The following is an 11,610-nucleotide window of genomic DNA, read 5'->3' as shown; positions in this document are numbered from 1 at the left end:
GCCAGATCTCGACAATTGCCGACGAGCGTCACCAAGGGTCGTCGCGGCTCAACTCCCAGCATGCGACAGCGGTGGCGGCGGCGACGTTGAGTGAGTCGACGCCGCGGCGCATCGGGATGACCACGCGGGCGTCGGCGGCGTCCATCGCGGCCCGGGTCAGCCCGGCACCCTCAGCACCGAGCAGCAGCGCCGAACGGGCCCGCTGGGCGGCGTCGAGACGCTGGATCGGCACCGCGTCCGGTGCCGGGGTCATCGCCAGCACGGCGAACCCGGCCGCCTGGACCTCGGCGAGCGCGTCCGGCCAGGGGTCCAGCTTCGCGTACGGCACGGCGAACACCTCACCCATGCTGACCCGGACGCTGCGCCGGTAGAGCGGGTCGGCGCAGCTCGGCGAGAGCAGCACAGCGTCCACGCCGAGCGCCGCGACCGCCCGGAAGATGGCGCCAAGATTGGTGTGGTTGTTGACGTCCTCCAGGATCACCACCCGGCGCGCGGCGGCGAGCACCTCGGCCGCCGTCGGCAGCGGCCGGCGGTGGAACGACGCCAGCACCCCCCGGTGTACGTGGAAGCCGGTGGCCCGTTGGAGCACGTCCTGGGTGGCCGCGTACACGGGCGCGTCGCCGGTGTCCAGGTCGGCGAGCTGGTCGATGCGCTTGGCGTCGACCAGGTACGACCGGGCCGGGTAGCCGGCGCGCAGCGCCCGACGCAGCACCAACTCCCCCTCGGCGATGAAGAGGCCGTGCGGCGGCTCCCAGCGGGTGCGCAGCTCGACGTCGGTGAGCGCGCGGTAGTCGGCGATCCGGTCGTCGTCGGGGTCGGTGATCTGGTGGACGGGCACCCGACGATTCTGCCGGACGGCGAACCTCGCGCTCCGACGCCCGCCCGGCAGGGTGTTTTGTCCGGTGAAGAACGGGAATGGCCGGCCGAGTGTCGGACTCGACGGGAAGGACCAGTCAGGTGAGCGCGGACCACACCTCGCCGGGCGAAGCGGGCACCCTGCCCCGCCGCCCGACCGTCGCGGACCACATCGTCTCCCGCCTGAGCAGTTGGGGAGTGCACCGCTACTTCGGCTACCCCGGCGACGGCATCAACGGCCTCACCTCCGCGCTGCAACGCACCGGCGGGCGCGCCCAGTTCATCCAGGTGCGGCACGAGGAGACCGCCGGCTTCGCGGCCTCCGCGCACGTCAAGTACGGCGGAGGGCCGCTGGGCTGCGCGCTGGTGACCAGCGGACCGGGCGCGATCCACCTGCTCAACGGCCTGTACGACGCCAAGCTCGACCACCAGCCCGTGATCGCCCTGGTCGGGCACACCGCGGTCACCGCTGAGGGCGGCGGCTACTACCAGGAGGTCGACCTGCTTGCCCTCTACAAGGACGTGGCGGCGGCGTTCCTGGCGCAGCTCGACCATCCGGCGCAGGTCCGCCACCTGGTCGACCGGGCGTGCCGCACGGCGCTGGCCCGGCGTACCGTCACCGCCCTGGTTCTCCCGTCGGACCTGCAGGACGAGCCGGCTGTTCCGGAGCCGCCGTACGCGCACGGCTACTACCACACCAGCAACGTGCCGAGCAGCACGCCGACGGTGCCGCCGGAGGGGGATCTACGCCGGGCCGCCGAGGTGCTGCGCGGCGGGCAGAAGGTCGCGATGCTGGTCGGGCAGGGCGCGCTCGGCGCGCAGGACGAGGTCCGGGAGATCGCCCATCGGCTCGGCGCCGGGGTGGCCACCGCGCTGCTCGGCTTCACGGCCGTGGACCACCGGGAACCGTGGGTGACCGGCGCGATCGGGCTGCTCGGCAGCCGACCAAGCTGGAAGCTGATGAGCGACTGCGACAGGCTGCTGATCGTGGGCAGCAACATGCCGTACTCGGAGTTCTACCCGCCGCCCGGGAAAGCCCGTGCCGTGCAGATCGACCTGGACGGCACCCAGCTCGGGCTGCGGTACCCGACCGAGGTGAACCTGACCGGCGACGCCCGGCCCACCCTGCGGGCGCTGCTGCGTGAGCTGGGCCCCGGCCCCGGGCCGACCGCCTGGCGGGCGGAGATCGCCGAGGCCACCTCGGCGTGGCGGCGGGTGCAACGGGAACTGGCCGAGCAGAGCGCCGACCCGGTCAACCCGCAACTGCTGTTCAGCACCCTCAGCGACCGGCTCCCCGACGACGTGATGCTCGCCGTGGACTGCGGCACCGCGACCGCCTGGTACGCGCGACACGTGCAGGTCCGGCCCGGCATGTTGGCCAGTCTCTCCGGCACCCTGCTGTCCATGGGCGGGGCCATGCCGTACGCGTTGAGCGCGAAGTTCTCCCACCCGCACCGGCCACTCGTGGCGCTGATCGGCGACGGCGCGATGCAGATGAACGGGGTCAACGAGCTCATCACCGTGGCCAAGTACTGGCGCGGCTGGGCCGACCCGCGTTTCGTGGTGCTGGTGCTCAACAACCGGGATCTGGCGTTCGTCAGCTGGGAGCAACGCTCCAGCGAGGGAACGCCGATGTTCCCGGACAGCCAGCAACTGCCGGACATCGGCTACCACCAGTGGGCGCAGGTGCTCGGGCTGCACGGTGAGCTGGTCGACGACCCCGACCAGGTGCCGGGCGTCTGGGACCAGGCGCTCGCCGCCGACCGCCCAGTGGTGATCAACGCGCTGGTCGACCCGGCCGAGTTGATGCTGCCGCCGCACTTCACCGCCGAGCAGGCGCGCAAGACCGCGGCGGCGGTGCTGCGAGGTGACACCGACTGGGCCGGAATCATTCGGCGCGGCCTGCCCGCGACGATCAGCAGCTACCGCCCTCGCCGCCGGGAGCGTTGACCGGGTCGGCCGTCGACAGGGCTTCCTGTGTGGTCTGGAGGATCTCCTCCGACAGGGGCGTCTGTCCCGTCGCGCGGGCGAGCGTGAGCGCACCGACCATCGTCGCGAGGTCGACTATCGCCCGTTGGCGGGCTTCGTTCTCGCCTCGGCCGAGGGCGTCCTCAAGGTTCGTCAGCCGCTTGAGGGTCTCCTCCACGCCGGCCACGTACGACGTGCGGAGCGGGCTGTCGGCGGACGCCCGGGCGGCGTCGGCGGCCAGCGCGGTGTTGGCACATCCCGTGCCGGGCGCGTCGCGATGCTCCGGCGACAGGTAGTGCCGCAGCAGCGCGGACCACGCTTCCGACCCATCGGGTAGCTCGTCGCCGAGCTGGGCCAACAGGGCCAGGAGCTCACCGAAGGCCGTCGTGGCGGCGATGCCCAGCAGTTCGTCCTTCGAGCTGAACTGCTTGTAGAACCCACCGTGGGTCAGCCCTGCGGCACCCATGATGTCCTGGACGCTCATTCCCGCCGCGCCTCGCTCACGGAGCAGTCTCGAGGTGGCGGCCACCACTTCCTCGCGGTGCCTCGCCGCCTCGGCACGTGATGTCCGACCCACTGCCGCGCCCCTCTCACCTGCTCACCGACCAACCTCCCCCGATTATAGAGGATGAACCTAATCCAAAACTTGTCGCGACCTGCGCTCGCCAGTTAGATTACGGGCGTCATCTAAAAAGCTCGACGACTGGAGATCACGATGAGCACCTACCTGATCAACCACCTGCGCATTCCGGGTGGCGTCCCGAACGAGGCAGGGCTGACCTACCTGGAGCAGGTCGAGGCCACCGTGCACCCGTACGGCGGCAAGTGGCTCGCCCAGGGCGACGTGGACGTGGTCGAGGGCGCGTGGCCGGGGTCGGTCGTCCTGATCGAGTTCCCCACCCGCGCCGACGCCGAGAACTGGTACAACTCGCCCGAGTACCAGGCCATCCTGCCGCTGCGGACGAACAACGCGATCTCGGACCTCATCCTGATCGACAGCCTGGCCCCGGACTTCACCGTCGCCGGTTTCGCCCAGCAGGTCCGCGCCGCGATCGCGGCAGCCTCGCGCTGACTCGAGGCGACCAGGACGAGTTCGCCGCCGAGGCCACTGCCGGGAAACCCCATGGCAGTGGCCTCGCCGCGCGCGACGCCCAGCAGCATCACGGCGCGCGACGCCCAGCAGCCCTCGCCGCGTGTGACGCCAGCAGCCCTACGGCGCGCGTGACGCCGGTAGCGGCAGAGGCGTGACCGTCCGGGCGCGGCGTGAGCGCCGATCAGCCCCGGCGGTCGAGCCAGCGTTGCAGGGCCGAGCGGGGATCCTGGGAGGGCTCGCGGTCGGGAGTGGCCGGGGCGCGCGTGACCGGACGGCGGGGCTCACCGGCCAGCTCGCGGCTGGGTGCGGTGAACGCCTTCTCCGGCTGACCCTTGACGGCCGTGGCGATGACCCGGGCAACCGCGTCGATCACCTTGGCCTGCACGGCGGAACCCACCGAGTCGGTCGGGTCGTCCGGGTTGGCGGCGATGCCGGCGACCGCCACCTGCGGGGTGAAGCCGACGAACGTCTCGGTGGCGTTCTCCTCCGAGCTGCCCGTCTTACCGGCGGCCGGCCGGCCGTCGAGGATGCTGTTCACAGCGGTGGCGGTGCCGCCGTTGCACTGCCCGTACGGCGACTGCTGGCCCACCGGGCACCGAGCGGCGTCGGTCGCGGCGCGGGCCACGTCGGCGTCGAGGACCCGCTTGCAGGACGGCTGCCCGACCGGCATCTTCTCGCCGTTCGCGGCGGTCACCGAAACCACCGGCACCGGTGTGCAGTAGGTGCCCTCGGCGGCCACCGTGGCGTACGCGTTGGCCAGGTCCAGCGGGGTGGTGGCGGCCACGCCGAGGGTGAACGAACCCCAGTTCGCGGCGTTGTTCTTGGCGAAGGCGGCGTCCGAGTCGGCGCGGAAGGTGATGCCGAGCCGCTGCGCCATCTCCACCACCTTGTCCTCGCCGACCTGCTCGGCCAGCCAGACGAAGTAGGTGTTCACCGAGCGGCCGAAGCCGTCCCACATCATCCGGTACCCGTCCATCCAGTCCGGGTTGGCGTTGACCGGGCACCAGCGGCCGTCACAGCTTCCCGGGCCCTCGGCGGCGTACCGGGTGGGCAGCTTGGCGGGCGCGTCGAAGCCGGTGGAGAGGGTACGGCCCGACTCCAGCGCGGCGAGCATGGTGAACAGCTTGAACGTCGAACCCGCCTGGTACCCGTCGACGCTTGGCCCACCGGAGATCAGCGGGTTGACCGTGTTCGGGTAGTTGACCTGCCCGGCCGGGTTGTCGGCCAGGCTGTAGTGCCGGTTGACCGCCATCGCCAGCACCTGCCCTGTGCCCGGCTGCACGGCCGCGATCGGCAGGGCGCGCTTGTTGTCGTACCCGTAGACCTTGGTGGCCTGCTGCTGCGCGGTGGCCTGGACCTTCGGGTCCAGGGTGGTGACGACGGTGTAGCCACCCGAGCGCAGCGCCTGCTCGCGCTCCGCGACAGTGGCCCCGAACGCCGGCTGGGTCAGCCACCACTGGCGCAGGTAGTCGCAGAAGTAACCCCAACCGTCGTGACCCTGGGAGACGGCGGTGCAGCCGTTGGGCTGGGCGGTGGGGTGCAGGGTCAGCGGCTCCACCTTCGCCTGCGCGGCCTGCGCGACGGTGATCGCCCCGGTTTCGGCCATCGAGTCCAACACGTACGACCGGCGGGCCAGCGCGTCGTCCTTGTTCCCGTCGATCGGGCTGTACGCGTCGGGGGACTGCACCAGGCCGGCGAGCAGCGCCGACTCGGCGAGGGTCAGCCGCGCCGGAGGCTTGCCGAAGTAGCGCTGGCTGGCCGCCGCGATCCCGTACGCGCCGGAGCCGAAGTAGGCGATGTTCAGGTACCGGTTGAGGATCTCGTCCTTGCCGAGGCTCTGCTCCAGCGCGCTCGCGTACCGGATCTCCTGGACCTTGCGGCCCACCGTCGGGTCCGTGGCGGCGGCCCGCTCCTCGGCGCTGCGCGTCGGGTCGGTCTTGAGGACGTTACGGACGTACTGCATGGTGAGCGTGGAGCCACCCTGCTCGGTGCCGCCGCCCTTGACGTTGGCCACCAGCGCCCGGAGCAGGCCCCGCACGTCCGCGCCGCCGTGGTCGTAGAACCGCCGGTCCTCGGCGGCCACGATCGCCTGCCGCATCACCGGAGCGATGTCCGCCAGCGCGACGTCTGTGCGGTTCACGTCGTAGAACGTCGTGATCAGCGTCTTGCCGTCGTTCGCGTAGAGGTACGACCGCTGCGGGGTGGCGGGGGTGCGCAACGCCTCGGGCAGTGCGGCGTACGTGCCGATCGCGGACCGGGCGGCGAACCCGAGCAGCAGGTTGCCCGGCAGCGCGGCCAGTGCCAGGACGAGCCCGGCCAGCAAGCCGGCGAGCAGCACGGTGAACAGCCGCGACAGCGGCGAGCGAGAGGCGGCCATGTTCCCCAGGATTGCCACGAAAGCCGCCAACCGACCACCCCCGCAGGCCAACTGTCAGCAACTTCACCGCCCCCCCACCAGCCAACCCCCACCCAACCCTCCCCGCCCACCTCCCCCACCCTCGCCCCGGTGATCATGAAGTTATTGCCCCGACGCGCCGACGCGAAGGGCAATAACTCCATGATCAACGAGGGCCAGAGGGGCGGGAGGCCAGGGTTAGGGGTTTGGGGTGGTTAGGCTGGCGCTGGCGGCGTCGCGGACGGTTTCGCGGGGCATCAGGCGGCCGGAGCGGTAGCCGATGCCGATGCCGGCGATCAGCACGAAGATCGCGCCGAACGTCTGAAGCGAGCCGATCAGGGCACCGCCCAGGCCCAGCAGCGGCGCGGCGATGATCAGCATGACGCCGTCGCCGAGGCTGAACGTGCCGGATCGGGCCACCGCCCACCCGATGAGGAACCAGCCCACGCTGTAGAAGGTGGCACCCACCAGGACCAGCGAACGCGCGGTGGTGCCGAAGACCGGCGTCTGCTCGGTCAGCCCCGCGAAGGGCAGCATCAGCACGGTCCCGGCGATGCTGACCAGCAATCCCGCCACGGCCACCCGGCGGCTGCGGGTGGCGGCCAGCAACCCGGTGAGGGCCAGCAGCGCGAGCAGGCCGAGCCAGACCGCGGCCACCCAGCCGATCAGGTACGCGGCCTGACCGTCGGCGGGATAGGGGTCGTTGCCCACCCCGCCGTCGCTGGCCATCGCCACCACGCCGTAGAGGACGGCGTACGCGGGCAGCAGCCACACCGCGGCCCGCGCGAACCGGCGCAGCGACCAGGCCCAACTGGCGTTCGTCGCCGGCCCGGCCGGGGTCGGTTCGTCGACGAACGGCAGTACGCCGAACCCGCCGCCACTGCGTCGGGAACCCAGTGGGCCGATCGGATCGTGCGCGCCGGGCACCGGGGTCGAGGACCACATCCGATTCGCGGGATCCTTCATGCGTCACCTCGCTCGTCCACGAGCGGTGCGAGACGCGCCGGGGCGCCCCGATTACCTGCTCACCACCCGTCCTAGGACCGATCGTGGCAGGCGTCGGAGCGCCCCATGAGTCTTTCTCGCATTTACCCGGCCGGGCGGCCGGAGTGCTGGATCAGCCGCGCTCGCGCTGGTCGGCCGGGTCCTCGGTCAGGCTGGCCGGGGACACCGGCTCCGGGGCCGGCAGCCCCTGCGGCTTGTTGCCGCCGGTGGCCTGCGCCTCGGCGACGCGTACCTCATCGTGGATCTGCTGGGCGGCATCCGCCGCGGCCTGCGCCGCCTCCGCGGCCTCCCGCTCCACCTGGCTCGCGTGTTCGGCCGCCTCCGGTGCGGGCAGGTCCCCCACCATCTGGCTCAGCCCGCCGAGCGCGCCACCCATGCCCTCCAGGGCCTTGGTCAGCTCGGCCGGGATGATCCAGACCTTGTTGGCGCTGCCCTGGGCGATCTGCGGCAGGGCTTGCAGGTACTGGTAGGCGAGCACCTTCTGGCTCGGGTTCGCCTGGTGAATCGCGTCGAAGACCGTCCGGATCGCCTTCGCCTGACCCTCGGCCTGCAGGATCCGGGCCTGCCGGTCACCGTCGGCGCGCAGCACCGCCGACTGCTTGTCACCCTCGGCGGTGAGGATCACCGACTGCTTGTGGCCCTCCGCGGTGAGGATCGCCGCGCGACGGTCCCGCTCGGCGCGCATCTGCTTCTCCATCGAGTCACGGATGCTGGCCGGCGGCTCGATCGCCTTGATCTCCACCCGGGTCACCTTGATGCCCCAGCGGCCGGTGGTCTCGTCCAGCACCCCGGAGAGGTGCCGGTTGATCTCGTCGCGGCTGGTCAGCGCCCGCTCCAGGTCCAGCGAGCCAATCACGTTACGCAACGTGGTGACGGTCAACTGCTCGATGGCCTGCAGGAAGCTGGAGATCTCGTAGGTCGCCCGGACCGAGTCGACCACCTTGAAGTAGAGAACCGTGTCGATCGAGACCACCAGGTTGTCCGAGGTGATCACCGGCTGCGGCGGGAAGCTGACCACCTGCTCCCGCATGTCGACCTTCGTCCGCACAGCGTCGACGAACGGCACCAGCAGGTTGAGGCCAGGGCTGAGGGTGCGCTTGTACTTACCGAGCCGTTCCACCACATCCTGGCGCTGCTGCGGAACGATCCGCACCGCCTTAGCCAGCGTAATCACGGCGATCAACGCCACCGCGATGATCAGCACACCTATGAACTCCATCAGTTCACCCTCTCGCTTCCGGCAGCTCGCTGGCGGAAGAAACATCGTCCTGCCACACCAGGGCTGTCGCGCCCCGGACCTTTATCACCCGAACCCGTTGACCGGCTTCGAAAGTCTGCGTCGTGTCATATGCCCGCGCGGTCCACAACTCGCCATCGATCTTGACGAGGCCATGCTCGGCGTCGACCCGCTCCAGCACCAGCGCTGTGGAGCCCTCGATCGCCTCCACGCCGAACGGCTGCTCGCCGCTCTCCAACGCGGAACGGCGGTGCCGCCGGACGACCGGCCGCGCCAGCACCAGGCTCAACGCCGACACCACCGCGAAGACGAGCGCCTGCACGGCCACCGGTGCGCCCAGGGCCGCGGCGCCGGCAGCGGCGAACGCGCCGACCCCGAACATGATGAGAAACAGTGTCGCCGTGAAGATCTCGGCGACCGCCAGAACCACACCCAATACGATCCACACCACGGCGTCCACAACACGATCGTGACACGGAAATGCACATGCAGCCCACCCGTGATGATCGTTAGGCTCAGCGGCGGCAATCGCACCGTCCGATTCCGACAGCCTGAACGAGGAGTTCCCGTTGACGCTGCTGCCCGAAACCGCCCGGCAGATCGACATCCAGGTCGCCCGCGCCCAGGCCGACGGCCACGTCCCGTCGCTGGTGCTCGGCGTGGTCCGCGACGGCACGCTGGCGCACCTCGCCACCGCGGGCGAACACCCCCGCCCCGGCGTCGATCTGCAGTACCGGCTGGGTTCGATCAGCAAGACGATGACCGCCACCCTGATCATGCAGTTGCGTGACGCCGGCCGACTCGCCCTGGACGATCCGCTGGAGCGACACCTGCCGGGCACCGGCGTCGGCGCGCTCACGCTGCGCCAGTTACTCGGGCACGCCAGCGGCATGCAGCGCGAACCCGACGGCGACTGGTGGGAGCGGACCTCCGGCGTCGACCTGACAACCCTGCTCGCCGGGCTCACCGCCGACAAGATCGCTCACCCACCGCATGCCACGTACCACTACTCCAATCTGGCGTACGGGCTGCTCGGCGGAATGCTCGAACGGCTCACCGGGACGCCCTGGGCCGACCTCCTCGACGAGCGGGTCCTCACCCCGCTGGGCATGAGCCGCACCACCTACTCCGCCACCGAACCGTTCGCCCGCGGCTACGTCGTCCACCCCTGGCACGACACGCTGCGCGAGGAGCCCCGCACCGACACGGGGTCGATGGCCCCCGCCGGGCAGCTCTGGTCGACGATCGAGGACCTGGGCCGCTGGGCCGCGTTCCTCGCCGACCCCGACCCGTCGGTGCTGGCCGCAGACACCCTGACCGAGATGTGCTCCCCCGTGGTGATCAGCGACCTGGAGTCCTGGACCCACGGGCACGGTCTCGGCCTCGAACTCCACCGCGAAGACAACCGGGTGTACGTCGGACACGGCGGCTCCATGCCCGGCTACGTCGCCTCGCTGGCCGTACACCGGCCCAGCCGCACCGCCGTCGTCGGCTTCGCCAACTCGTACGGTTTCCGTACCGGACACATCGGCGCGCTCGGCCGGCAACTGCTCACCCTGGTGCTCGACGCCGAGCCCACGCCGGCCACCCCGTGGCGGCCGGCCGAGGCCGCGCCGCCCGCCGAGCTACGGGAGCTGACCGGCCGCTGGTGGTGGATGGGCACCTCCATCGAGGTGTACGCGGACAGCGCGGGTGACCTGCACGCCGGCCCGGTCGGCGCACCCGACCTGCGCTTCGTGGCCATTGGTCCGGACCGGTGGCGGGGCCGCGCCGGCGACCAGGACGGCGAGATCCTCACCGTCGTGCGTGACGAGCAGGGCCGAGCCGTCGCGCTGGACATCGCGACCTTCGTCTACACCCGTACGCCCGACCAGGAACCCTGAGTCGCGCGCCCAGTTCCGGGCGGGGCTGGCTGGCTGGCTGGCTGGCTGGCTGGCTGGCTGGCTGGCTGGCTGGCTGGCTGGCTGGCTGGCTGGCACACAATCATGGATGTAGTGGCCTCCAAGGGTCGACGAGGCCACTACATCCCGGAAATAGTGCGGATCTTGCCCGGCACGGAGCGCGGCGCGGTCGGTTCTTGCCGGGTCAGGCGGGCTCGGTGACGAAGTCGATGAGGCGTTCCATCGCGTTGATCAAGGGGGTCTCCACGTCAGCGAAGCTGTTCACACGAGACAGGACGTGCCGCCACATGTCCGCCGGCTCGGCCACACCGAGAGCGGCGCAGACGCCCTCCTTCCATGGGCGACCCGGGGGCACCACCGGCCAGGCCGCGATGCCCAGCGCCGCCGGCTTGACCGCCTGCCAGACATCGACGTAGGGGTGCCCGGTCACCAGCACGTACGGCGAGTTCACCCGAGCCACGATCCGGCTCTCCTTGCTGCCCGGCACGAGATGGTCGACCAGGACACCGAGCCGTCGGGTCGGGCCGGGGCCGAAGTCGCGTACCACGGCGTCGAGGTCGTCGATGCCGTCCAGCGGCTCCACGACCACGCCCTCGATCCGCAGGTCGTCACCCCAGATTCGCTCGACCAGCGCGGCGTCGTGAATGCCCTCCACCCAGATCCGGCTGGCCTTGGCCACCTGGGCGCGGACGTTGTCCACCGCCACCGAGCCGGACGCGGTGCGTCGCCGGGCCGCCGGCACCGGTGCACGGCCCGGGCGGCGCAACGTCACCGGCCGCCCGTCGAGCAGGAACGCCGCCGGTAGCAGCGGAAAGTTGCGCCGCCGGCCATGCCGGTCCTCCAACACCACCGCGCCGGCCTCGAAACCCACCACCGCGCCGCAGAACCCCGAGTCGGCGTCCTCCACCACGAGATCAGGCTCGGCGTCCACCTCCGGGGTGACCTTCCGCCGTCGCCAGTCCCCCGCCAGCACGTCCTCGCCGTATCGCCCCGCCATGTCGATCACGCTAACCCCGCCGCCTCCACCCATCACCCCGACACACCGCCCATCCGGCAAACCCCACCGCACCACCGCACCACCGCACCACCGCACCACCGCACCACCGCACCACCGCACCACCGCACCACCGCACCACCGCACCACCGCACCACCGCA

Annotated in this window: 10 protein-coding genes; 3 read left to right on the top strand and 7 right to left on the bottom strand. The window is 71.1% G+C overall.

Features of this window, described 5'->3' with window-relative positions:
* Positions 1 to 28: 28 nt before the first annotated feature.
* Positions 29 to 889 (bottom strand): RNA methyltransferase, encoded by an 861-nt coding sequence (locus ABZ808_RS28895; protein ID WP_357012588.1) that lies wholly within the window; start codon positions 887 to 889, stop codon positions 29 to 31.
* Between the two features lie 68 nt (positions 890 to 957).
* Between ABZ808_RS28895 and ABZ808_RS28890 the strand changes: the two genes are divergently transcribed.
* Positions 958 to 2,805 carry a thiamine pyrophosphate-requiring protein gene (locus tag ABZ808_RS28890; RefSeq protein WP_357012482.1) on the top strand — a complete coding sequence of 616 codons (1,848 nt, stop codon included), beginning with the start codon at positions 958 to 960 and terminating at the stop codon, positions 2,803 to 2,805.
* On the opposite strand, the gene ABZ808_RS28885 is transcribed toward ABZ808_RS28890, so the two are convergent.
* Complete coding sequence (locus tag ABZ808_RS28885; RefSeq protein WP_357012480.1) at positions 2,771 to 3,352, bottom strand: TetR/AcrR family transcriptional regulator; 582 nt, start codon at positions 3,350 to 3,352, stop codon at positions 2,771 to 2,773. The two genes, ABZ808_RS28890 and ABZ808_RS28885, sit on opposite strands and share 35 nt — an antisense overlap.
* A 186-nt stretch (positions 3,353 to 3,538) precedes the next feature.
* Here ABZ808_RS28885 and ABZ808_RS28880 point away from each other — a divergent pair, with 186 nt between their 5' ends.
* Positions 3,539 to 3,895 carry a DUF1330 domain-containing protein gene (locus ABZ808_RS28880; protein WP_357012479.1) on the top strand — a complete coding sequence of 119 codons (357 nt, stop codon included), beginning with the start codon at positions 3,539 to 3,541 and terminating at the stop codon, positions 3,893 to 3,895.
* A gap of 202 nt (positions 3,896 to 4,097) precedes the next feature.
* Here ABZ808_RS28880 and ABZ808_RS28875 read toward each other — a convergent pair whose 3' ends face one another.
* From ABZ808_RS28875 to ABZ808_RS28860, 4 genes are all read right to left on the bottom strand, one after another.
* Positions 4,098 to 6,293 (bottom strand): transglycosylase domain-containing protein, encoded by a 2,196-nt coding sequence (locus tag ABZ808_RS28875; RefSeq protein ID WP_357012478.1) that lies wholly within the window; start codon positions 6,291 to 6,293, stop codon positions 4,098 to 4,100.
* A 216-nt stretch (positions 6,294 to 6,509) separates the two neighbouring features.
* Positions 6,510 to 7,277, bottom strand: a complete 768-nt coding sequence (locus ABZ808_RS28870; RefSeq protein ID WP_357012477.1) for a hypothetical protein — start codon at positions 7,275 to 7,277, stop codon at positions 6,510 to 6,512.
* 151 nt (positions 7,278 to 7,428) lie between these two features.
* Complete coding sequence (locus ABZ808_RS28865; protein WP_357012476.1) at positions 7,429 to 8,535, bottom strand: SPFH domain-containing protein; 1,107 nt, start codon at positions 8,533 to 8,535, stop codon at positions 7,429 to 7,431.
* A 4-nt stretch (positions 8,536 to 8,539) separates the two neighbouring features.
* Entirely contained in the window at positions 8,540 to 9,013 is a 474-nt protein-coding gene (locus ABZ808_RS28860; RefSeq protein ID WP_357012474.1) for an NfeD family protein, read from the bottom strand.
* A gap of 109 nt (positions 9,014 to 9,122) precedes the next feature.
* On the opposite strand from ABZ808_RS28860, the gene ABZ808_RS28855 reads away from it, so the two are divergent.
* The gene (locus ABZ808_RS28855) at positions 9,123 to 10,436 is read left to right on the top strand and encodes a serine hydrolase domain-containing protein (RefSeq protein ID WP_357012472.1); all 1,314 of its coding nucleotides are present in this window, start codon (positions 9,123 to 9,125) and stop codon (positions 10,434 to 10,436) included.
* Between the two features lie 202 nt (positions 10,437 to 10,638).
* Here the strand turns inward: ABZ808_RS28855 and ABZ808_RS28850 are convergent, their stop codons facing one another.
* Complete coding sequence (locus tag ABZ808_RS28850) at positions 10,639 to 11,451, bottom strand: DUF3097 domain-containing protein (protein WP_357012470.1); 813 nt, start codon at positions 11,449 to 11,451, stop codon at positions 10,639 to 10,641.
* Positions 11,452 to 11,610: the final 159 nt, after the last annotated feature.

The sequence above is a fragment of the Micromonospora sp. NPDC047527 genome (genome assembly GCF_040643015.1).
In the GTDB taxonomy this organism is placed as follows: domain Bacteria; phylum Actinomycetota; class Actinomycetes; order Mycobacteriales; family Micromonosporaceae; genus Micromonospora.
Note: the sequence above shows the minus strand (reverse complement) of the source record. Positions and strands in the feature narration are given on the sequence as shown.

Coding starts and splice junctions, on each gene's coding strand:
- ABZ808_RS28880 (WP_357012479.1), top strand. CDS start 3,539: ATGAGCACCTACCTGATCAACCACCTGCGCATTCCGGGTGGCGTCCCG.
- ABZ808_RS28875 (WP_357012478.1), bottom strand. CDS start 6,293: ATGGCCGCCTCTCGCTCGCCGCTGTCGCGGCTGTTCACCGTGCTGCTC.
- ABZ808_RS28870 (WP_357012477.1), bottom strand. CDS start 7,277: ATGAAGGATCCCGCGAATCGGATGTGGTCCTCGACCCCGGTGCCCGGC.
- ABZ808_RS28865 (WP_357012476.1), bottom strand. CDS start 8,535: ATGGAGTTCATAGGTGTGCTGATCATCGCGGTGGCGTTGATCGCCGTG.
- ABZ808_RS28850 (WP_357012470.1), bottom strand. CDS start 11,451: ATGGCGGGGCGATACGGCGAGGACGTGCTGGCGGGGGACTGGCGACGG.